Annotated in this window: 19 protein-coding genes; 14 read left to right on the top strand and 5 right to left on the bottom strand. The window is 44.2% G+C overall.

Annotated elements, in window-relative coordinates:
• Positions 1-49: 49 nt before the first annotated feature.
• The 6 genes from JM642_RS10390 to JM642_RS10365 all read left to right on the top strand — a co-directional run bounded on the left by JM642_RS10390 (position 50) and on the right by JM642_RS10365 (position 5,696).
• Complete coding sequence (locus JM642_RS10390; protein WP_037428089.1) at positions 50-325, top strand: lipopolysaccharide assembly protein LapA domain-containing protein; 276 nt, start codon at positions 50-52, stop codon at positions 323-325.
• A 1-nt stretch (position 326) separates the two neighbouring features.
• Positions 327-1,487 carry a lipopolysaccharide assembly protein LapB gene (lapB, locus tag JM642_RS10385; protein ID WP_047537808.1) on the top strand — a complete coding sequence of 387 codons (1,161 nt, stop codon included), beginning with the start codon at positions 327-329 and terminating at the stop codon, positions 1,485-1,487.
• Between the two features lie 42 nt (positions 1,488-1,529).
• Positions 1,530-2,225 (top strand): orotidine-5'-phosphate decarboxylase, encoded by a 696-nt coding sequence (gene pyrF, locus JM642_RS10380; protein WP_088585601.1) that lies wholly within the window; start codon positions 1,530-1,532, stop codon positions 2,223-2,225.
• Positions 2,226-2,300: 75 nt separating this feature from the next.
• A complete protein-coding gene (locus JM642_RS10375) occupies positions 2,301-3,128 on the top strand; it encodes an SDR family oxidoreductase (protein ID WP_203431735.1) in 828 nt (275 codons plus the stop codon).
• A gap of 44 nt (positions 3,129-3,172) precedes the next feature.
• Positions 3,173-3,715: a DUF2058 domain-containing protein gene (locus tag JM642_RS10370; protein ID WP_037428086.1), complete on the top strand. Its 543-nt coding sequence runs from the start codon at positions 3,173-3,175 to the stop codon at positions 3,713-3,715.
• 223 nt (positions 3,716-3,938) lie between these two features.
• Positions 3,939-5,696, top strand: coding sequence for an acyl-CoA dehydrogenase family protein (locus tag JM642_RS10365; protein ID WP_172589742.1), 1,758 nt, complete (start codon positions 3,939-3,941; stop codon positions 5,694-5,696).
• Between the two features lie 61 nt (positions 5,697-5,757).
• Here the strand turns inward: JM642_RS10365 and dacB are convergent, their stop codons facing one another.
• Entirely contained in the window at positions 5,758-7,278 is a 1,521-nt protein-coding gene (gene dacB / locus JM642_RS10360) for a D-alanyl-D-alanine carboxypeptidase/D-alanyl-D-alanine-endopeptidase (RefSeq protein WP_203433687.1), read from the bottom strand.
• Between the two features lie 580 nt (positions 7,279-7,858).
• Between dacB and JM642_RS10355 the strand changes: the two genes are divergently transcribed.
• The gene (locus JM642_RS10355; protein ID WP_011072371.1) at positions 7,859-8,191 is read left to right on the top strand and encodes a DUF1904 domain-containing protein; all 333 of its coding nucleotides are present in this window, start codon (positions 7,859-7,861) and stop codon (positions 8,189-8,191) included.
• A gap of 11 nt (positions 8,192-8,202) precedes the next feature.
• Positions 8,203-9,516 carry a CDP-diacylglycerol--serine O-phosphatidyltransferase gene (gene pssA / locus JM642_RS10350; protein ID WP_037428083.1) on the top strand — a complete coding sequence of 438 codons (1,314 nt, stop codon included), beginning with the start codon at positions 8,203-8,205 and terminating at the stop codon, positions 9,514-9,516.
• A gap of 62 nt (positions 9,517-9,578) precedes the next feature.
• On the opposite strand, the gene emrD is transcribed toward pssA, so the two are convergent.
• Both emrD and ampC read right to left on the bottom strand, forming a co-directional pair.
• On the bottom strand, positions 9,579-10,823 hold the full coding sequence (emrD, locus tag JM642_RS10345; protein WP_203433685.1) for a multidrug efflux MFS transporter EmrD: 1,245 nt from the start codon (positions 10,821-10,823) through the stop codon (positions 9,579-9,581).
• A gap of 344 nt (positions 10,824-11,167) precedes the next feature.
• Entirely contained in the window at positions 11,168-12,298 is a 1,131-nt protein-coding gene (gene ampC, locus JM642_RS10340) for a class C beta-lactamase (protein ID WP_239000511.1), read from the bottom strand.
• 616 nt (positions 12,299-12,914) lie between these two features.
• Between ampC and JM642_RS10335 the strand changes: the two genes are divergently transcribed.
• From JM642_RS10335 to JM642_RS10320, 4 genes are all read left to right on the top strand, one after another.
• Positions 12,915-13,907, top strand: coding sequence for a transposase (locus JM642_RS10335; protein WP_203433681.1), 993 nt, complete (start codon positions 12,915-12,917; stop codon positions 13,905-13,907).
• Between the two features lie 86 nt (positions 13,908-13,993).
• On the top strand, positions 13,994-15,067 hold the full coding sequence (locus tag JM642_RS20370; RefSeq protein ID WP_239000502.1) for an RHS repeat-associated core domain-containing protein: 1,074 nt from the start codon (positions 13,994-13,996) through the stop codon (positions 15,065-15,067).
• Between the two features lie 15 nt (positions 15,068-15,082).
• Positions 15,083-15,577, top strand: a complete 495-nt coding sequence (locus JM642_RS10325; protein ID WP_203433679.1) for a hypothetical protein — start codon at positions 15,083-15,085, stop codon at positions 15,575-15,577.
• A gap of 839 nt (positions 15,578-16,416) precedes the next feature.
• Positions 16,417-17,178, top strand: a complete 762-nt coding sequence (locus tag JM642_RS10320; RefSeq protein ID WP_140907314.1) for a DTW domain-containing protein — start codon at positions 16,417-16,419, stop codon at positions 17,176-17,178.
• A gap of 63 nt (positions 17,179-17,241) precedes the next feature.
• Here the strand turns inward: JM642_RS10320 and JM642_RS10315 are convergent, their stop codons facing one another.
• A complete protein-coding gene (locus JM642_RS10315; RefSeq protein WP_172588400.1) occupies positions 17,242-19,299 on the bottom strand; it encodes a PhoX family phosphatase in 2,058 nt (685 codons plus the stop codon).
• A gap of 176 nt (positions 19,300-19,475) precedes the next feature.
• Positions 19,476-20,579, bottom strand: a complete 1,104-nt coding sequence (locus tag JM642_RS10310) for a tyrosine-type recombinase/integrase (RefSeq protein WP_203433778.1) — start codon at positions 20,577-20,579, stop codon at positions 19,476-19,478.
• A 593-nt stretch (positions 20,580-21,172) separates the two neighbouring features.
• Here JM642_RS10310 and JM642_RS10305 point away from each other — a divergent pair.
• Both JM642_RS10305 and JM642_RS10300 read left to right on the top strand, forming a co-directional pair.
• The gene (locus JM642_RS10305; protein WP_037418942.1) at positions 21,173-21,673 is read left to right on the top strand and encodes a hypothetical protein; all 501 of its coding nucleotides are present in this window, start codon (positions 21,173-21,175) and stop codon (positions 21,671-21,673) included.
• A 158-nt stretch (positions 21,674-21,831) separates the two neighbouring features.
• On the top strand, positions 21,832-22,152 hold the full coding sequence (locus tag JM642_RS10300; RefSeq protein ID WP_037418945.1) for a hypothetical protein: 321 nt from the start codon (positions 21,832-21,834) through the stop codon (positions 22,150-22,152).
• Positions 22,153-22,199: the final 47 nt, after the last annotated feature.

Here is a 22,199-nt window from a genome sequence, read left to right as displayed (position 1 = left end):
AAATTTCTTGGATAATCAGAAAATTGAAAGGCGTTTAAGGGAGTGCGACGTGAAATCTTTTGTAGCGACAGTCCTAGTGGCACTGTTATTTATAGTGGCTTTGATTTTTGGCGCACGTAATGAACAAGTCGTGACAATCAGCTACTTTGTGGCACAAGGGGAATACCGTTTACCCGTTGTGTTAGCGATTGTTTTCTTTGCAGGCTTTATGCTTAGTTGGCTGGTAGCGAGCTATTATATTGTGAAACTTAAATTGGCTTTAGCGGCAACGAAAAAGAAATTAACGGTTCAAACTGCTAAAAACCCTCAAGGTGTAGACGCCTAATATGCTTGAGATCCTCTTCCTGTTGCTTCCTATTGCTGCCGGTTACGGTTGGTATATGGGGCGGCGGAGCATAAGGCAAAATCAGAGCAATCAGCGTAAACAATTAAGTCGTGATTACTTCACTGGCTTAAATTACTTATTGTCTAACGAGTCGGACAAAGCGGTCGACTTGTTCATCAGTATGCTTGATGTAGACGATGAAACCATCGACACCCATCTTTCCCTCGGTTCCTTATTCCGTAAGCGTGGTGAGGTTGACCGCTCGATTCGTATCCATCAAAACTTAATTGCCCGTCCTACGCTCACCAATGAGCAGCGCGATATCGCCATGATGGAGCTGGGCAAAGACTATCTTGCCGCGGGATTTTACGACCGCGCCGAGGAAATTTTTCTGAATTTGGTGAGTCAAGATGACCACAGTGAAGAGTCTGAAACTCAGCTGATTGCGATTTACCAAGTGATAAAGGAATGGCAAAAAGCCATCGATATCACCAAACGTTTAAGCCGTAAACGTCAACTCGTACTCAAACCGATAACAGCGCATTTTTATTGCCAACTTGCCGATGAAACCAGTGATGATGCTGAGAAGGTCAAGCTACTGCAACAGGCCTTAAAACAAGATCCCAAATGTGGCCGAGCCTTATTGACTCTTGCCAAGAAATTTCTCGATGCGAAGGATTACAGTCAGTGTAAAGCCATGCTGATAGCATTAAAAAAGGCCGATATTGAGCTTTTTGCTGATGCACTGCCGACGGCTAAAGAAGTATATCGCGATACTCAAGATAAAGAGGGCTATCAAGAGTTATTAGCTGGCGCTATGGCTGAAGGTGCTGGCGCATCCGTAGTGGTGGCGCTTGCCCAACATATGATAAGCCTTGATGAGATTAAAGCTGCTGAAAACATGGTGCTCGATGCGCTTTATCGCCATCCGACCATGAAGGGTTTTCAGCACTTAATGCAAATGCATCTACGGCAAGCAGAAGAAGGGCAAGCTAAACAAAGTTTGACGATGCTTGAGCAACTTGTTGAGCAACAAATTAAATTCCGGCCAAGCTACCGCTGTAAAGAATGTGGTTTCCCATCCCATACACTATATTGGCATTGTCCTTCTTGCAAAAAGTGGGGCACCATTAAACGGATCAGAGGTTTGGACGGTGAATAACTTTTTTAAATATCTAGTTAGTGTAACCCTGTTGGAGAGATGATGACGACTAAACCTATCCTCGTAGCGCTTGATTACGATAATAAAAACCACGCTTTACAATTGATAGATCAACTCGATCCCAACATGTGTCGCCTGAAAGTTGGCAAAGAAATGTTTACCCTGTTCGGCCCGCAGTTAGTTAAAGATATCCATGACCGTGGCTTCGATCTTTTCCTCGACTTAAAATTTCACGATATCCCTAATACGGTTGCGAAAGCGGTTGCTGCTGCAGCGGAACTTGGTGTGTGGATGACGAATGTCCATGCCAGTGGCGGCTTAGCGATGATGGAAGCGGCGAGAAAGGCTTTGCTGCCTTACGGTAAAGAGGCGCCAATGCTGATTGCTGTGACGGTATTAACCTCTATGAGCGATGACGATCTGAAGCTCATCGGCATTGATGTGCCAGCATTTGAGCATGTTCAGCGTTTAGCTAAATTGACTAAACAGGCCGGACTTGATGGTGTTGTCTGTTCAGCCCAAGAAGCGAGTGTGCTTAAATCTTTATTAGGCCAAGACTTTAAACTTATTACACCTGGTATTCGTCCTGTGGGTAGTGAGGTTGGCGACCAACACCGTGTGATGACGCCGCCTGAGGCGCTTGCTGCCGGTTCTGATTATTTAGTGATTGGTCGTCCGATCACTAAGGCGACAGATCCTCTGGCTGCGCTGCAGGCGATTCACCAATCTTTGCTTTAGTATGCTGAACAGCACACTATTTAGCTGTTAAGGTTCGTATTCGCGACAAACTTTAACCGTTCACGGAGAACGTCCATGCTCAATACTACAATGTTTCATTATCAGGGTAAGAATGTTGTCGTTGTCGGTGGTACCAGTGGCATAAACCTCGCAATTGCCATTGCGTTTGCCCATGCGGGAGCCAATGTGGCGGTGGCGAGTCGCAGCCAAGATAAAGTCGATGCTGCGGTGTTACAGCTCAAACAGGCGAATCCAGATGGGATCCATCTTGGGGTGAGTTTCGATGTCAGGGATTTAGCCGCAGTAGAACAGGGCTTTGAAACCATCGCCTCAGAATTTGGTTTTATTGATGTATTGGTGAGCGGCGCTGCGGGCAATTTTCCAGCAACTGCCGCTAAGCTTTCGGCGAATGGTTTTAAAGCTGTCATGGATATTGATTTATTGGGCAGTTTCCAAGTACTGAAAACAGCTTATCCTTTACTGCGTCGCCCACAGGGGAATATTATTCAAATTTCTGCGCCACAGGCATCGATTGCGATGCCAATGCAGGCCCATGTTTGTGCGGCAAAAGCGGGGGTTGACATGCTGACGCGAACCTTAGCTATTGAATGGGGCTGTGAAGGCATTCGAATTAACTCCATTATTCCAGGCCCGATTACAGGCACCGAAGGCTTTAATCGTTTAGCGCCGAGCGCTGCACTACAGCAACAAGTGGCACAATCGGTACCGTTAAAACGTAATGGGGAAGGGCAAGATATTGCCAACGCAGCGTTATTTTTAGGCTCTGAGCTGGCATCCTATATCACGGGTGTTGTACTTCCCGTCGATGGAGGTTGGTCACTGGGCGGTGCCAGTATTGCGATGACTGCCTTAGGTGAATTAGCAGCAAAGGGCAGTAACTAAATAGTTATAACTCATTTATTTAATAGAAAATCGGGTGAAAATCCATGGCGAATGCATTACAAGAGCAGCTACTGAAAGCTGGACTTGCCAGTAAACAAAAAGTGCGTGATGTAAAAACGCAAAAGCGTCGCGATAAAAAGGCGCGGGTTGACGATGGCTCAAGCGCGTTAAAACTTGAGATCGCCGAGCAAAAACGCTTACAAGCTGAAAAAGACAAAGCCCTCAATGAACAACGCTTTGCAGAGGCAACGGCCCGAGGACAAGTGCGAGGATTAGTGAGTGAATTCACGCAATTTGCTATCAAGATCCCAAGTCATGCCGAGATCAAATTCAACTATACGCTAGACAATAAAATTTACTCTGTCTATATCGATGAGAAAATTCAATCCGAATTGCTTAAAGGCCAATTAGGGATTGTTCGATACGAAGATAAGAGCTACCTCGTCCCTCACAAGCTTGCCGAACGTGTGAATCTATTGGTGCCACAATGGTGCGGCTATTTGTGGCAACAGGATGCGGGTAAGGCCGTAGAAGTCGAAGATGATCCTTATGCTGATTATGCGATCCCTGACGATTTAATGTGGTAATCAATACGTTAATCGTGAGCTAAGCCGACGACAACCAAGTTTACTTCTCGCTACACTATAACCCTTAAGGTCACTTAAGGGTTTTTTATTGCCCGTTCTTCACTCTGTTATGTTGCGTAGATTAGTGCTTAGCATCAAAGTGAATTTGTAATGAGATTGTTTTCTGTATAGAACTGGTATAAATTAAAACAACTGTTTAAATCCTACGTTTAAGAGTCTCCCAATGAATCCTTACCAAGCCCCGTTAGCAGATATGCGTTTCTTACTGGAACAGGTTTTTGATGCCCCAAATACGTGGTCACAATTACCTGAGATTGCAGAAATGGTTGATATGGATACGGCCAATGCAATCCTTGAAGAAGCGGCAAAAATCAGTGCTGAATTAATCCATCCGCTAAACCGTGCTGGTGATGAGCAAGGCGTTTTACACCAAGATAATGGTGTGATTACCCCTGAGGGGTATAAAGCCGTATATAAGCAATATTCTGAAGGTGGTTGGGTAGGCCTATGTGGTGAGCCTGAGTTTGGTGGTATGGGCATGCCCAAAATGCTTGGTGTATTAGTGGATGAAATGGCCTACAGTGCCTGCAACGCGTTTACGCTTTATGGCTCATTAACCGCGGGGGCAGCTTTGTGTATCAATGCCCACGGTAGCGAAGCATTAAAACAAGCTTATTTACCCAAGTTATATTCTGGTGAATGGGCTGGAGCGATGGATATGACAGAGCCACAAGCTGGCTCTGATCTGCGTAATATTCGCACTCGCGCTATTCCATTGGAGGACGGCAGTTATGCGATTAGTGGCAGCAAAATTTTTATTACTGGTGGCGATCACGATCTAACTGAAAACGTCATTCACTTAGTGCTGGCAAAATTACCAGAAAGCAAAGGTATTTCACTGTTCCTCGTACCCAAAATCACGGTTAATGATGATGGCAGCTTAGGTGAGGCTAATGGTGTTAGCGTGGGGTCAATCGAGCACAAAATGGGCCTTAAAGGCTCAGCAACCTGTGTGATGAATTTTGATGAAGCAAAGGGCTATCTGATTGGCCAGCCTAATCGTGGCTTGGTTTGTATGTTCACCATGATGAACTACGAACGTTTAGCTATTGGTATTCAAGGGCTTGGCAGCGCACAAGCCGCATATCAAATGGCCGCCGATTATGCTAAAGAGCGCAATCAAGGCGTTGCTGCCGGTGGCTCACCCACGGGAAGCGATTCTGATCCTATTATCGTCCATGGCGATGTGCGCCGTATGCTACTGACAATCCGCGCGATGACAGAAGCGGGACGTGCCTTATCCATATTTACCGGCAAACAGCTCGATTTGGCGAAATATGCTCAAGATGAGGTTAAAGCTAAAGCTGCCCGCTACGTGGGTTTATTAACACCCGTTGCTAAAGCGTTTTTAACTGACCGTGGTTTAGACGCGACTATCATGGCGCAGCAAGTCTTTGGTGGACATGGTTATATTCGTGAAACAGGCATTGAGCAATTGGTACGTGATACCCGCATTGCGCAAATCTATGAAGGCACAAATGGTATTCAAGCCATTGACTTCCTTGGTCGAAAAGTCACTGGCGACAACTTAGCGACGCTAAAAGAGTTTGTGGCCGAATTAAAAGCACAAATGCGTGAATTTACACAGGTCGACGGTGTAAAAGTTGCCGCCGTTTGTGCTCGTTTAGATGCTTTAGTGAATGTGGCTGAATCGATCAATGAGCAAAAACTGACTCAACCTGCGTTAATCAATGCTTGTGCAGTCGACTTTTTAGATGCCTTTGGTTACAGCTTATATGGTTTTTATTGGCTAGCCATGTTGGATAAGGTCCCTAGCGCCGAGGATAAAAACTTTGCCGAGCAAAAAGCTTACCTCGCTAAATTCTATTTTGATAAGTTATTGCCTAAGGCCGATTATCATTTAGCGCAGGTGCGTGCGGGTGATGCCAGTACTATGGCAATGCCAGCGGAATTGTTCTAAGTTTGGATTGGTGAGATAAATGATGTAAAAAGCACTGATTTATCAGTGCTTTTTAGTTTTATCAGTCAATTAATTTAACCGTGTTGAGTTCTTTAGTTGATGTTTGGTTTGTTTGTGCCTGTTGTTCAACTGTAGTTATGAGACGAGTCAAAAAGTCAGCGCTAAACGCAGGCGTGCGTTGTTTTTTCGTTTCAGGACTAATGCCATTCTCAAGCACCACAAATAAGATATCCCGCTGTGGTATTCGAATAAAACCAGCTAAATTGGCAACCCCTTGCATTGAACCTGTCTTGGCAAAAACACGGTTTTTGAGCGGTGGTTGAGTGTAACCCAGTCGATATTTTAGCGTACCGCTGACTCCCGCCTCGGGCAAACTATCAATCAGGCTGTGAAAGCGGGCATCTTGATAAATTAGAGTAAGCACATTGGCTAATTGCCTTGCGCTCAATAAGTTATAACGAGAAAGCCCTGAACCATCGACGATATTGGCGTGGGTTAAATCGACTCCCAAATCGCTAAGGATATGGCGCATGGCCGCCGCACCATTGGTAAAATTTCCTTGGGTTTTGTAATAGTGTTGTCCGACTAACTTAAACAGGCTGTCGGCGATCAGATTATCCGACTTAAGCAACATAGTCTTTAACAACTCCGGCAAAGGCGCACTACTGTGACTGGCGATAAGTTTTGCCTTTGAAGGTATTGCGTTGCCAATTTTAACTTTACCCGAGAGCGACATTTCCCCCTTGAGTGTGGCCGTTAACGTATCCATGGCGAATTTTTCAGGATCGGTTATTGCGATAGCGAGGGGAATAGCCTCACTGCCAGGATAACATCCCCGAAGGTGATATTGATTTTGCCCAAGTCGCACTAAATCGAGCTGACAAAAATCATGGCTAGCTTTGGGAGAGAATATCGCGTCACTGCTGACCTTTACCCCAAAACTAGATACCCTTAATTTGACCTCAGAGGAATGCTTGCTCGAGCTTGGAACGAATTGCCCATAAACACAGTTTTGATTGATGATATAACTCGACACCGGCGCCGCAAAACAAATGCCGAGGTCGTCCCACACCCAGCCAGGAGCTTGTAATTGCTCTTGTTTATCACCGATAAGATAAAGATGCCCGTCAATACTGTTGATACCCTGTTTTTGTAGGTGGGCAAACAAGGCCTTAAGATCGTCTTGAGTGAGGGTAGGATCGCCACTAAAGCGCAGATAGACACTTCCCGCAATATGGCCTTGGCGAATGGGGGCATCGCTCCATAGCTCCGTCACATAACGAAAATCGGCCCCAAGGTTGGCCAATGCTGTGACGGCAGTAAGGACCTTTTGTGTGCTTGCGGGGATAAACAAGGTATCAGCTTGCTGGCTATAAAGCTGTTTACTGTTCGCCATATCCAGTGCCAGCAGCGCAATTTGCGAGTGACGTGGTGCAATATCATTAATTTGTTGACTCAAGATCGCATGTTGAATATCTGCAGTCGTAGCCCACAGCTGATGTGGTAATAGGGCTGTTGCTACTACCGTTAGCAATATGCCTGCCGAACGCTGTAAATTGAATAATGGGGAGAACGTTTCCATGTCTGTTGTATGTTTACTCTCTTAATTAGCGGTCATGACTGCCATCATCTTTTTCCATCAGACGATACAACCTTAGGGTAACAAATAAAACCAAGCCAATAAAAAGTGGCAAAATGAGTAATCCAAGTTGCGCTTTAAAATGAAAAATGCCCCACGCTAAAGCTAAAGTCAGTGCGAGGGTTAACAGGATTTTTTTATTCATAGAGTTTTAGAGTGTTGACTGGTGACGTTTTAGTTTACGCTAAAACACGCAAAACGGGCATGCTTGCATTAGGAGCAACCCATATTTTGTGATTAAACTACCATTTTGGGCACCCTATGTAGATAAGCAAAATGAGCAACCGATAAAGAGTGCAAGCGTATTTGGTTAGTCATTGAAGTCGGCATGTCTGCTCGTATATATTTAGGCTGAACCGACGTAATTTTACACTTATTATTGCCAATGACTTGTTTCAGCTCAAATTACCAGCAAAATAGGCGTTACGCCGCGCTCTTTTCATCGAAAAGTCTTGCCGAGTTGCAGTGAAGTCGGTAATTTCTACCCCTTACGATTTTAGGATCTTAGGTAACCACTAAAACCATGCCTCATATTAGTATGCGCGGCTTACCCCAGGCAGTCGTTGCAGAGCTTAGCCAAACATTACTGCAGTCTTTGGCGGCTATATGTAAAGGTAAAGCAGAGAGTTTTACATTAGATTGGATCCCCAGCATCAGTTACCGTAATGGTAGAATTGATCAGCGCTTTGTCCAAATCGAATTGCTTTGGTTTCCGGTAGACCCTGATATTCATCTTAAAGTAGAACAAACAATCAGGCTGGCAGTGACAGAAGCCTACCCAGAATTAACACAGATTGCTGTGATGTTTTTGTCACTGACCCCAAGCGCTTCCTATCGGGGTGGTCAGCATGTTTAAAGGAGGATGCCTTGCTAGATAAGCTTGGTGGAATAGCCGTTCAACCCGAGGCTTTAACGTGGTTGCTTACGCCATGCCGATTTAAGGCAGAGTTACTTACTCGCATCGAAAATGCCAAGAACAGCATCTACATCGCTGCACTCTATTTAGAAGATGATGAAGCAGGGCGGGAGATTTTACAGGCCTTGATGACGGCTAAGGCTAAAAATCCTGCGTTGGATATCAAAATTTTGGTCGATTTTCACCGTGCTAGACGTGGCTTGATTGGCCATAAGGGTGATAGCGGTAATTATTTGATGTACCGCAAAGTGATGGCTGAAGCTGAATATCCTATCGAGATTATGGGCGTACCAGTCAAATCCCGTGAATTTATGGGTGTATTACACCTTAAAGGCTTTGTAATTGATGATGCCGTGATTTATAGCGGCGCAAGTCTTAATAATATCTATCTACAGCAAAACGATAAATACCGTTTCGACCGCTACCATGTGATTGAGTCAGCAGAGCTGGCACGCAGCATGCGCGCAATGATCCAACGTTATATCATTGCCGATCCAGCAGTGACATCACTCACTCAAGATGCGCAGCAGGAAGTGTTACCGCCTAAAACCGATGTGCGCAGCTTTAAATTACGTTTGTCACAGGCACAGTACGAGTTTAACGCAACTCGAACGGGTAATCGGGTAACACCATTACTGGGCTTAGGCCGTAAACATAATTTATTGAATAAAGCGGTTATTGCGATGGTTGAGGAGTCAAAAGATAGACTCTTTATCTGCACACCTTACTTTAACCCTCCTTATATTTTGGTCCGCGCCTTAGCTAAACATCTGCGCAACGGCAAACGGATTGATATTGTCGTCGGCGATAAAACGGCGAATGACTTTTATATTCCGCCTGAGCAAGATTTTTCCACCATCGGTGCCTTGCCGTATTTATATGAACAGTCGCTGCGTAAATTTGCCAAACGTCAGCAGTGGGCGATTGATAATGGCCAACTCAATATTCATCTGTGGAAGCATGGGATCAACAGTTACCACCTCAAAGGTATCAGTGCCGATGGGCGTAAGCATTTGATCACAGGCTCAAATCTAAACCCTAGAGCATGGGCGTTGGATTTAGAGAATGGGCTCTTGATCCACGATGAAACGGGTAGCTGGAAGGCGCAATTTGAGGCCGAGCAAGCGCATATTCTTGAGCATACACAGAGGTTGTATCACTATAGCCAAGTGGATACCTTGCAAAGCTATCCCGATCCGGTGAAGAAGATTATGAATCGTATTAGAAGATTAAAAGCAGACTTTTTACTAAGACGGATCCTGTAATCGATAAGCATCAGAAAAACTAAAGCCCACGTAAGTGGGCTTTGTTATTTTGATAGAGAACCTCAGTTTTTTTGCGGCAATAGTGTTTGATGGGTATCGTTTTGATCTCGGGCATAATGCAAGGCCACAATCACTAAAAGCACCATCAGCGCGCTCAGTAAACCGATACTTAACTGGCCTCCCATAGGTACGAGCGACATGGTTAATGCCGCCAGCCCTGCGCCAAAGTTTTGTAAACCACCGAGCAAAGCCCCCGCAATGCCCGCTTGACGCGGAAAAGGTTCTAACGCAGCCGAGGTTAATGTCGGAAATAACATGCCGGCGCCGCTGAAAAATAAAATTGAGCCTATCAACAAACTCCAGCCTACAACCAGTTGAAACAACCCAGGGATCAACATAAACAATGCGCCAGCACCGAGCAAGGCAACACCTTGAAATACGGTTCGTTGTGCTTGTTTTTGTCTTCCTGCTACCAGTGCACCGAGTAAATAGCCGGGGATAGGCGCCACAAAATAACAGCTCACCATAAAAGATGAGAGTTGCAAATATTGGCCATAGAGCACACCCGCAATGGCTTCAAAGGCGGCAATCCCCGCAAAGGTGGCGATTAATGAAAATAGATATGCCCTAAAGCTGCGGTGGCGTAGCACATGGCGATAGGAGGCTAACACTGGTTGTTGTTCTCGTTTGTCTTTTGGTAAAGACTCTTTAAAACCAAAACAAAGCAGTAGCCAAACAAAGACGCCAAACCCAAATAACACCCAGTAAACGGCTTGCCAACCTAAGTAAGCTGAAGTAAGGCTCCCTAAGAAGGGTGCCACCAAGGGTAAAAACACCACCGCCATGGACACATAGCTATTAAATCTAACTAAGTTATCGCCAAAGTAATGATCCCTAGGAATGCTGCGGCACAGGGCGCCGGCACTGGCTGTGCCTAGGCCTTGAAGCAGACTCGCGCAAATTAACTGATTAAAGCTTGTGGCTTGTGTGGCAATTAACGCGCCGATCATAAAAATCCCAATACCAAACAACAGTGGGAGTTTTCGCCCATAGCGGTCAGATAATGGGCCATAGATAAATTGACATAAACCGTAGGCGAGCAGATAACAGGCCATGACTGCTTGTAGCTTGCTTGCATCGACGGCTAAACCTTGGGCAATCAGCGGGAGTGCTGGCACAAAAATCGTTTGGGCCATCTGTCCACAGGCCACCATAAAGACCAGCATAAAGAGCAATCGAGTGGTACTTCCTGCTGATGAAGCCGACGTTTTTGATGAGATTAAAGACGGTTTTTCGCCTGACATCATAATTCCGTAAAAAAGCACAGTTGAACAATGGCGCGCATCTTACGCCCAAAATTGAGTAGTTCAATGGCTAATCGTCTTGATTTTCAGGAATATTTTTTCATCGAACACATAAGTTTTTCTATGCTTTTATGGCTGTAAAACTAAGCTTACACTTGGTGTTTATCTTGTTAATCAGGTTTTGTAATTGATAAAGGGTGGATTCTTAAGTCAACAATATAACGCGTTTATTAACATGGGTTTTGATCAATAACGAGATATTCGTAGCAGAGAAATTGAATGGAGAGAAAACAAAACCTCTCCATTTTGACAAGCTCGGTTTTGGACTGAAATATGATAACGCGATATTAATTTTGCAGCGTTTCTAAGCCTGTTAATATCTGGTAACCCGCGGTTACCCGTGGCGGCACGGGATAATTTTTATTATTCAACAACACCAATGCTAGCTTTTTAGCTGGAATATAAGCCACATACGCAGCAAAACCACCCGTTGAGCCAGTCTTATTTATCCAGACATTTTGCTGTGGCGCTTGAGGTGGTGTAATGGCTTTCACTGGCATGCTGCCAAACACTACATCTTGTGTATGTCCAGTGAGGAGCTTATCAAGGGCAATAGGATACGGATATTGCTCCCAAATCATCGCTTGAGTCATCATGCCGACATCAAAATAGCCTGTATGGGTGGCATCAATGGCACGTTGCAACCTTGCAGGCACCGAATGCTGCTGCATATTGGTTTCAACAAAACGGAGCAGATCTACAACCGTCGTTTTTATTCCGTAGGCCTCATCGGCTAACACACCGGGATTGAGGCGTACTGGCTGATCTTGCTTATTGTAGCCTTGGGCGTAGTCAGTCATTTTATTGGTTGGAACCATAAAATAGCTGTTTGTCATGCCAAGTTGTCGAAAGAGAGTTTGCTCTACGGCCTCAGGAAAACCTTGACCAAGCTGCTTTGCCGCGATCACACCGAGAAGACCAATGCTGGGATTGGCATAATTGCGGTGAGTACCTGCGGCATAAGCTGGTTGCCAGGCTTTTAAATAGCTTATTAACTCAGCATTATTGGTTATATTATCAGGGACCTGCATGGGCAGATTTCCCGCTGTATGGGTGGCTAAATGAATGAGATTGATCTGGTCAAAATGGCTACCGGTTAATTCAGGCAGATATTGGCTTACCTTATCTGTTAGCGTCAGTTTACCCTCAAGTTGAGCGTATGTTGCGAGGGTCGCGGTAAAGGTTTTACTGATAGAACCAATCTCAAATAGGGTATTTTCATTCACCTTTTCCCCTGTCTTTTTTGAACTGACACCATAAGAAAAGAAATACTGTTGTCCATTGATACTTACCCCGATTGCAATCCCAGGGATCCCATATTCGTTCATTAAAGGATTAACAGTAGAATCGATAAGGGCTTCTATAGCCTGGGCATTCGGAGGGAAGCTGACGCCCCGTTGTGGCGCGGCATTTACCATTAATGGTGTCACTGCTAGCAATATTCCGCCAAAAATGATCGAGCCTACGTTGTGTGAACTTAATGGTGTAGATAACAAAGCGAAGCGGGTGAGCTTTATCGCTTGCAAGATAGACGTGGGCATATAATTCCTTGCATTTTTGTTGGGGCCTGCAAATGGCACTGATTCAACATAGATTGATGGATGAAAGATTTAGCACGATTTAAATCAGATTGGCTACAAATTTAGCCTAAGCTGTTTTGATCTTCGGCGATCGTTTAGCAAAGCGTAACCAATTAGTTGGCCTATGGCAGCGTTCTTTTCGGTACGCAGCCTTTTCTACAATGTTTATGCCCCAAAGCGAGATAAGTTTGTCATCAGGTGTGTAGGATGAATTGTCACTGTTTCCCCAGTGACACGCCGTGAATATGTCCCTATAGGCTCGACGGCGGCATCCATGCCGCCAACGGTCACTGTTGCAACAATGCCAATCCTAACTATCCCTCTAGCTGCTAGGTCAGCTAAAAAGATATTTGCCCCTAAGCTTCTTAGCCCCTAAAGTTGGACACCCAGCCTTAATAGCGCGGTAGCTAACCTCCGACTATGCTTTGGTTAAGCATTGAACAAGGAGGTTTGTATGCCGCGCCCTCGCCGAACCCAGATAAGCCTTGAAGACACACCCTATTACCATTGCTGTAGCCGCGTTGTTCGGCGGGCTTTTTTATGTGGTGATGATAATTACTCGGGTAAAAACTACGACCATCGCCGCGCTTGGGTAGAATCGCTATTGTTTGAACTTGAAGCGGTTTTTGCTATTGATGTGGCGGCGTTTTCGGTGATGTCGAATCATCTGCATGTAGTGCTGCGGGTCGATATCGAGACGGCAAATCGTTGGACTGACCGCGAAGTGCTTGAGCAGTGGCATAAGTTGTTTAAAGGCGATGAGTTAACGCAAAAATTCGCTAAAGGTGAGTTAGTTGAAGCGCATGAGGTCAGCAGATTAAAGCATTCAATCGCCCTTTATCGCAGTCGTTTGTGTGATATTTCATGGTTTATGCGCTGTTTGAATGAGCCGATAGCAAGACAAGCAAATCAAGAAGATAACTGCACAGGCAGGTTCTGGGAAGGCAGGTTCTGGGAAGGCAGGTTTAAATCGCAAGCTCTACTCGATGAAGCCGCAGTATTAGCTTGTATGACTTACGTCGATTTAAATCCCATCAGAGCACAACTAACTGATACACCTGAACAATCCGACCATACCAGTATTCAACTACGTATTCGGGCCGTATTAAAAGGTGAGCAGCCGAGTAATCTATTACCGTTTATTGGTCACGAGTGCGACAACCAACCCAATGGCATTGCGTTTTCCTTAACCGATTACCTTCAATTGGTGGAAGATACAGGCCGAATTATTCGCAACGATAAACGTGGATGCATCAGTGAAAGTAGCGCCAAGTTACTGACAAGATTAAATATCCCCCATGAGAACTGGCTCAAACTGACCACCGAGTTTGGCAAACTATTTCATGGTCCGGTGGGCACGCTGCAAGAACTGACAGATTACTGCGAACATCTCGAAAAGCGACGACGGCACTTTGCGTCAAGCTGCCAGCACTTTAACAGTAACTGACAACTGCTTATATCACTTCAAAAGCCTCACCCAGAACACATCCCAAGCACTATGGGCCAATTTACTTCGTCTGAAATACCTAATTTTTGAAGGAATTAGCGCAATTTATTGCCTTAGATGCTGTCCCCGCGATTGTTGATTGTCCCTATTTAAACCATTTTAATTCGGACAAGTTGTTGGCAAACATAAAGTGCATTATGTTATTGATTTATATTGGGTGGCTGGATTTATTTGATATGAACGGCCGGATGTACGATTATAACCTGGGCCGCTTCATGAGCGTGGATCCGCTGATCCAGAGTCCAACCTCGACCCAGAGCGTGAATCCCTACAGCTACATTATGAATAACCCCTTGGCGGGGACAGATCCGACGGGGTATGCGGCGCAGTGCTCGGATGATAACAATTGTGATCTGAGTTCGATTGACGTTAAGGATGTGACAAGCATTCAAGTCACCAAAGATGGCAACGCGATCATCAACACCAATAATGGTTCCTTCCAGGTGAACAGTATTGGTGGCAAGAATGTTCAGGGATCGTTCAGTGCCAGTAACATAGGTGACCTCTCGTCGGTCGCCAGTAAACCAAGTTATGGTAATGATGCTAATTTTGTGAAGGGATACGCTGACCAAGCGAATAAGCAGGATATGTCTGGTGTGTTGTCGATGACGCCTGTTGGGCAGGCTGTAGACAGCATCAAATCTGGCATAGAAGGTATCGAGAAGTTCGCTGACGAGTATAATGAGACAGGTTCGTACACTGATGCAGCATTGGCTGGCGCTGTATTTGCACTGGAGAAGTACGGAGAGCGGAAGCTTAAACTTTCGAGAGCGCCTGATGTTGTGTCTGATGCTGCAAAAAAAGTACCTAATCCTTGGGGGCGGAGAGGGAGCCCGGCTCACACAGACAAGGTCCTTGAAGCAGAAAAAAGATTAGGTGATAAAGGATGGAAGACTATTTCTGGTGGCAGCCTCCCGGAGGAAAAAGTTGGCAACAGATACCCTGACCTTGTAATGAAAAAAGGGGATGATCAAATTGCTGTTCAAGTAGGTCGAGGAACTAGAGGTGGAATTCCCGTTATAAGAGAAAGACGGGCCATGGATGATCTTCGGAAAACGGGAGAGTTTAGTCATGTATTCTTTGTCAGATATGATAACTAATTTAAAGTATTTATTATGATTAATGCGATTGAATGGGTTAGAAAAGGAAAAGGAAAAAGCTTTAAGTTGGCATCCAATAGTGAATGCATTGTTAAGTGGATGTCCAGCAGCTTACTTCCTGAGTTTGGGCCGTACAAGCTGGTTGGAACTTATAACGAGAAAGTTGGTAAGGTTTATGTAGATCGTTGGCATGAAGTGGAAATTGAGAACTACAATGTTTTGAGAGATAAAAACATATGGCAAATATTTATAGTCAGTTCCAAATTAATGCCAAAAATTGATTCTCATCAAGCTTTGGAAGCAGGGGTTGATAGATATTTATCTACAAGTGGCGCTATTCTGGTTCAATTTCGTGAAGCTATGTCTGATGGAAAAGAATTATTCTATATAGGTATAGTAGATTCTATAGTGAATCGAGATTCAGGCGAAATAGTGCAACATGGCGGGTACTTGCAAATATTTAAAAAGTTGAAGAAAGATGCGGGAAAATTTGGTGTGACCTTTGAATAAAAGGGGGCAGATCCGAATTAAACAGCTGGAGAGATAGGACAGGCATAACACTTTTGGTCAATCAGCCCCATTTGCTTGGGGCTTTTTCTTGCCTGGAATTGGGCAATTTGACCAGCAGCCCGGGCAGCGCTTGCCGGTAGAAGTGAGCAGTGTCTGCCAGCAGGGCGGGCAGTTTGGGGCAGCGCCGCCAATTAATTGGTACTGGCACAATTGATCGCTTCTGCTGTCTATGAGTGATCGCTTCTACTGTTTTGAGCTGCTCAGTCTGCTGCGAGTTTTGACCAAATGAGTTTTTGGAGATTATGCGCTTAAGTTCATGCAACGAAAATGGATGGCTTGTTTATCGGGTTTAATACTAACGCTCAATAATCGCCTTACAAATATTAATCCGAAACCAATGAATTAGGGTAAAAACTCTAGCAAGGTTTTGTCCCAAAGCGTGTTTCGTATTTCTTTAAAACTTACAGATTACGCTAATGCTAAAAAGGCTAGCCATGGTGATTAGCGAGACGGCCGTCCGCCCCATGGACGGGGCGGTCGAGCATCCACGGATGGACTTGCTGCGTGTCGGTGAGTGAACACCATGGCAAGCCTATATTAGTGGATATCAGCCAACGAATCTAATCAGGTTGCCATAAGTTTGATAATGCTATGACTCACCTTTAGTGCATTAAATCTAACGCGCTTTAATGTCCCAAAGCGAGTTGCCTGAGTATGAGACTTTATTACTCTTCCACAATTGCACCTTTATCGGCCAAAGGATACACTGCGCCTCCGCGACATAATGGCACACCTTGTGTACTGCCTTTTAAAACGAGTTTGATTGAGAATTGGTTGCTATGGCTCTTGCCCCACACGCTGTACATCGCTTATATGAATATCGCAAATCCATTTCGACTAAGCCTTTTGGCGCTCGCGGCAAAAAACTCATCCGTTGTCCTTTGTGTTTATTAGGTGCGCAATTTTGTACTTGTTCGCTGCGCAGGCAGTTAACCACTCAGGCTAGCTTTCTGCTGATCATGTATAACGACGAGGTCATCAAGCCAACCAATAGTGGCCGTTTAATTGCGGATCTGATCCCTGATACCTATGCGTTTCTGTGGTCGCGCACCGAGCCAGCAGCTGAGATGCTAGCACTGTTAAGCAATGAGCATTATCAGCCGTTTTTAGTGTTTCCCGCCCAATATGCTAACCCAGGCCAAACCGTATTAAGCCAAGTCCCCATGGCTACGCTGGCGAACGGTAAACGCCCTTTATTGATTATGCTCGATGGCAGTTGGCGAGAAGCTATTAAAATGTTTCGTAAAAGCGCTTATCTGCAAGATTTACCTATCTTGTCTTTTGATCCTAATACGTTAGCGACTTACGCACTACGTAAGGGCAGTCACGATTTTCAATTGGGGACGGCAGAAGTTGCTTCACTGGCATTGGCTGCGATGGGTGAAGAGGCAAATGGTAAAGCATTAACCGCATGGTTCGATCTGTTTGTCGAGTCATCATTACTTGGGCGCAACCGTCGCTGCCGTGAAGATATTCTACCGATCAGCGAGTTTACCGATGCCTTTGAAGCGGCTTATCGCGCTGCGACGTTGGAGTTGTGATTTACAGAAAATCCCCTCGAGTGAGGGGATTGATGTGCTTTATCTGATGCTTTAGTCGATAAATTAAACGGCGACTTCTTTGCCATCGAGTTTACGGATCACCACAGTGGCCGCGCGAGGGCGAAGCACGACACCTGTTGGCGTGACTTCAGCAGCGTTGTTTGAATAAGGCCAGTTTCCCGGATGCTGGATGTTGGCAAATACCGAGGTATAATCAGGGCTTATAGCAAAACCTGTGACTTCACAATCGTTGGGACCTACAAAAAAGCGTTTTAACTCCATTTGGTTATTGCTCGTTAAACTCGCTTGCTTATTGGCACTATCAAGCAGCGTCGAAGGGACAATCGCCAGCATTTGATCGTTCGTTTCTTCGGCGACTTCTTTAGCACCATTATCGGTTTGTACCCATAAGATCCCGCGTTTATCAAAGGCAAGACCATCTGGGCTGGCAAACTGGTTTAGATCTGTTAAGCCAGATAAATTAGTCTCGGCATTACCATCACTTGGCGAGCCAAAGACAAAAATGTCCCAGGTAAATTCAGTCTCTTTCTCTGCTTCATCCCAACGAATAATATGTCCAAAGTTATTTTTCAACCTTGGATTTGCGGGGTTGGCTTCGGTACGTTTCGAGTTATTTGTCAGTGTTAAATAGGCTGAACCTGTGAAAGGATCGACTGCGCACCACTCTGGACGATCCATCGGCGTTGCCCCCAGTAAATCTGCTGCTCCAGCGGTATTAAGAATAATCTCAGCCAGACTTGCAAAGGTGTCACCTAAGGTTTTGCCATCAGTCGTTTGGCTAGCTAAGGTCAACGGTAGCCAAGCACCAACGCCATTTTCACTAAACTTAGCCGCATATAATGTGCCTTCATTCATATATTTATCGCCAACTTCAAGGCGATTGCTGCTGTTGGCATCTTGTGGGTCCCAAGGTGCTGCCGACACGAATTTATAGAGGTACTCAAAACGCGCATCATGACCAGAATAAAATACCACGGGTTTACCTTCGCTCAACTTACCAAAAGTACAACCTTCGTGACGGAAACGCCCTAAGGCAGTGCGCTTAATTGCGCGGGATGTGGGATTGTATGGATCTATTTCGACGATATAACCATGGCCATTGGCTTCATTGCGATAATCGTCCTGCGCGCTCGTTCCCTTTGGGGTCACATCAAAGCGGCTAAATTCATCAAGGCGTTCTTCATCTTGGCCGGCAAGATCATCCCAGCCATAACGACTGGAGGTTTTACTGATCCCAATGCGAATTTGATCTGGAGTGAGGGAGCCACGGTTAACAAAATATTCAGGCCAATTTTCCTCACATGTGAGGTAAGTGCCCCAAGGGGTGTAACCATTACCACAGTTATTTAAAGTACCACGAGCTTGGCTACCATCGGGGGAGTATCGGGTTTCAAGCAGTGAAGAATAAGCTAGAGGGCCGGCGATATCCATTACTGTCGCGCCGGTAAAACGGCGATTATGACGATCGTTATAAATTACTTCCCATTGATTATTCGTCAATTTGATTCTAACCACTGACACTCCATGGGCATTAATTTCCTTGCGAACTTCATCGACAATGGTTCGTAATCCCGTTGTTGCATCGACCGTTGGACCATTGGGATGTAGGGCTATTTCATCAATATATTCATGGTTAATACACAATAAACCATCATCACCAGCGTCATTCAATGGGAAAAAATGCATTCCGTCATGGTGCATACCAACAGCATTGGCTTGGTCATCTGCGGTATTACTGCCATCCGCTTTCCAAGGTGCAGCTTTAGAATTTAATGGTGTCCCCCAAGGAGCAAGGACTTGGGCGGTATACCCCTCAGGTACGACTACAGCATCTAAACGTGCGCCTTTGACTGAGGTAAAGTTAAGCTTAGCGCTACTTTTGCTAGGTGGTAATGGTGGCACGGGATCAACTGGGGTGGGGGAGGAGGAATTGTCAGAACCACATCCCGTCAATCCTATACCTGCAAAGGCGGTCATGGCCCCTAGACCTAATCCACTTTTGACAAAATTACGACGAGATAAATGTTTATCCAACACTTGGTTAAAAGGTTCGTTATTACTTTTATTATAGCGTGTAGGATCAAAGGTAGCCTTGCTCATATTTTACTCCAGCTAGTACGGATAATTAATTTCGTGACTTAGCCTAAAGTACTTATATGACACCAAAACGGCATTTATATTACAGGAATACTGCAATGACTAACCATAAACATTTGTAAGACTTAACTTAAAAATATTTCAAATACAGTATTGTGAATTGTGGACTAATAAAATGGTTAATCTTCTTTCGGTTTTAGATAATGGCGCAATGAACGCGGATCCGTATGACCAGTTCTTGCCATGATATATAGTGTATCCTTATTGTTTTCATGTAGTTGTGTTACGCATCCGCTGCGTAAACTATGTGCGCCGTAGTATTGAGCGGGTAATCCTGCTTTTACGCAATATTGTTTGATAATTCGATAAATATCGTCTCCATTTAAGAATCCACTATTTCGGTTAAATGTGGTATTGGACTTGTTATTATCTTTCACTTGATAAGGTCTTAAGGTTTTTCCATCACGAGAGATAGAGCGAAATAAATGCCCATCACTAATCTGACTTTCATGTAACCATGCTTTTACTGCATGATAAGCGGCGAAAGGTTCAGAATCAGGTAAATTTTTCCATTCTCTTAATCCTTGCTGATTACTTTTAGAAAATGGCAGGCGTACTTTTAATTTATCCCGCATAAAACTTAAATATTGCACCTTCAAATTCGCCAACTCAGAACGGCGAAATCCTCCTTGTAAACCGAGTTGAATAATAGCCTTATCCCTTGAACGCAGCAGAGGATGAGGTTGTTGCTCAACCGCTTGGAGCAGTAACTCTACTTCATCGTACATTATCGGTTGTTGATCATAATCTTGCACTCGGCGATTGTGATTACGACTCAAACCGCGCATGACTCGGAGCACCAGCGGGTGCTCAGTGGGTGACGGAAAACCCGCTTGTATGTGATAGTAACGAATCGCGGCTAACCGTGTGGTTAAGGTTTGCTTAGAAAGCTGCATCCCTGTGTCGGCCATTAACAATTCTTTTTGATGACCAATAAAAGAAATAACGCTTCTTGGATCAGTCGGTAATGATTGTAATCTGTGTTCAAAGCAATATTGTGCAAATAGACTGAAGCTCGTTTGGTATACACGGCGAGTATTGCTGGATATTTCAAATTCAGTTTCGGCTGCTGCATTATAAAAGTCATTATGCACAGATTGGGGAAGTGCACTTTCTTCAAAAAATGCATTATCAGCTTGTGTAAGATTTTTTGTTAAATGAGTGTTTACCCCTACGGGTTGCGGATTAACATCTATTGGATAAAATCGATTCGTTTTTGACATTAGAGCGATTTTCACTGCCGATAAAACTGGCGCAATTATACGTAAATCTTTGCTATTACTACCAGTGATAATCGTCATTATCACTGGTAGTCGAGCTATATGAGGTTAAAATGCACAAATAGGTTATAAATAAAACAGTTTAGAGAGGGCTAGGGCAAAATAGAGTGAAATTTATTTTTATATGAAAATTCAACCATCATTTACTGTGATTCACATTATTGCTTAAATATTATTCCATAAATGGTGTTGAACTTAGTGTTGGCGATAAAACACTCTATTTGATATTTAATGCTTGCCATAAAGTAGTAAGGATTAATTAAAATATTTAAATATGGTTACACCATTTTATTGATGATTAATGTTGACTAAATTTAAAACAGAATGATTATTAGTGCTGAGCTGGTTAAAATTTAGTCTTGTAAAAACATAATATTAGCCATGATTACCAAGATGAACCTCCGCCTTAACCGTACAGCTTTTAAGCGAGAAGAAGGTTATAGCAAAAACGATCGATAAAATGGTGTAACCATTCTTTTATTTTATGGTGTTTATCGTTATCATGGGCTTATCCGTTAACAACACGTTTTGCATAAATGACGACAGCCTATTTTTGGGAATATCATCAAGAAGCACCAACCTCGGGGCGAAAATTACGGTTATTGGATAAAGCAGAATTAGTATTTGCCTTACCGTTAATTTATCGTATGGTTCATCCAGATGTGGTAGGGGAAAAGGCTGGATGGTTTAACTTATTGATGCATTCACCTGCAAGTTATACTGAGTTAATCGCTAATATAAATATACTGGTTCAATTACGTAAGAAAAATCAAACGGTAGATGTTCAATTACAGCAAGTGAATCGAATGCTGAATCAATATTTTAGTGATTTAGGATGGCGCATGGTTCGCAAAGAACTTTCCCAGATAAAAAAGCGTCAGAAAAAGTCTCACATCGAAGTTAGTAAGGATATTATCCTACGCTTAAAGCGTTATATGGAACTTGAGCGTTTAGATAGTTTTGATCAAGCACTCGATACGTTATTATCAGAACATGCCGCTACTGTTTCTGCCGCAAATGAAGAAGAAACCTTTTAAATAATGTTCATATCAACCAACGGCTATGTTTACCATCTTCAATACGTGACTTTTGGGTTTAGTGACGTAAACTAAACTGAAGTTAGCGATGACGCTGGCGTTAATCGTACAACGTTGGACAATGCTTCTAGCAGAAGTGTGTGACATAAGGAAATAATATGCCAAAAAAGCTATCAGTACTTTGCCGAGTTGAACCTGGTTGTCTCGGGCCAGATGGCCGCGAACATATTGAAGCTTTTTGTACCTTAGCACAGCAGGCCATGAAGCATTTTGCTGTTGATTTAGTGACGTGGACCTTAGTGCCTCGTTACGATAAAACCATGCCAGAAATGGAATACACGGTTGATCATAAAAACTTGTCACGTTCTCAAGTTTCCCAATACTTCAATACATTAGGTCAAGATCTCGATACATTTGAAGAGGTCTTTAACGATAAGCTCACCGCATTTATCAATTTATATTTAGCCAGAAAGTCATAGCGACAAGGTCTAATCGTTCTCAGCATTTCTTCAGTCGCAGACCCTGT

Source organism: Shewanella sp. LZH-2, from assembly GCF_016859145.1.
Classification (GTDB): domain Bacteria; phylum Pseudomonadota; class Gammaproteobacteria; order Enterobacterales; family Shewanellaceae; genus Shewanella; species Shewanella xiamenensis.
The sequence above is the reverse complement of the archived record's forward strand: the minus strand, read 5'-3'. Positions and strand labels throughout refer to the sequence as shown.

Coding starts and splice junctions, on each gene's coding strand:
- JM642_RS10355 (WP_011072371.1), top strand. CDS start 7,859: ATGCCTCATATTAGTATGCGCGGCTTACCCCAGGCAGTCGTTGCAGAG.
- JM642_RS10365 (WP_172589742.1), top strand. CDS start 3,939: ATGAATCCTTACCAAGCCCCGTTAGCAGATATGCGTTTCTTACTGGAA.
- JM642_RS10300 (WP_037418945.1), top strand. CDS start 21,832: ATGCCAAAAAAGCTATCAGTACTTTGCCGAGTTGAACCTGGTTGTCTC.
- emrD (WP_203433685.1), bottom strand. CDS start 10,823: ATGATGTCAGGCGAAAAACCGTCTTTAATCTCATCAAAAACGTCGGCT.
- JM642_RS10310 (WP_203433778.1), bottom strand. CDS start 20,579: ATGTCAAAAACGAATCGATTTTATCCAATAGATGTTAATCCGCAACCC.
- ampC (WP_239000511.1), bottom strand. CDS start 12,298: ATGGTAAATGCCGCGCCACAACGGGGCGTCAGCTTCCCTCCGAATGCC.
- JM642_RS10335 (WP_203433681.1), top strand. CDS start 12,915: ATGCCGCGCCCTCGCCGAACCCAGATAAGCCTTGAAGACACACCCTAT.
- JM642_RS10320 (WP_140907314.1), top strand. CDS start 16,417: ATGGCTCTTGCCCCACACGCTGTACATCGCTTATATGAATATCGCAAA.
- JM642_RS10305 (WP_037418942.1), top strand. CDS start 21,173: ATGACGACAGCCTATTTTTGGGAATATCATCAAGAAGCACCAACCTCG.
- lapB (WP_047537808.1), top strand. CDS start 327: ATGCTTGAGATCCTCTTCCTGTTGCTTCCTATTGCTGCCGGTTACGGT.
- dacB (WP_203433687.1), bottom strand. CDS start 7,278: ATGGAAACGTTCTCCCCATTATTCAATTTACAGCGTTCGGCAGGCATA.
- JM642_RS10370 (WP_037428086.1), top strand. CDS start 3,173: ATGGCGAATGCATTACAAGAGCAGCTACTGAAAGCTGGACTTGCCAGT.
- JM642_RS10315 (WP_172588400.1), bottom strand. CDS start 19,299: ATGAGCAAGGCTACCTTTGATCCTACACGCTATAATAAAAGTAATAAC.
- pyrF (WP_088585601.1), top strand. CDS start 1,530: ATGACGACTAAACCTATCCTCGTAGCGCTTGATTACGATAATAAAAAC.
- JM642_RS10375 (WP_203431735.1), top strand. CDS start 2,301: ATGCTCAATACTACAATGTTTCATTATCAGGGTAAGAATGTTGTCGTT.
- JM642_RS10325 (WP_203433679.1), top strand. CDS start 15,083: ATGATTAATGCGATTGAATGGGTTAGAAAAGGAAAAGGAAAAAGCTTT.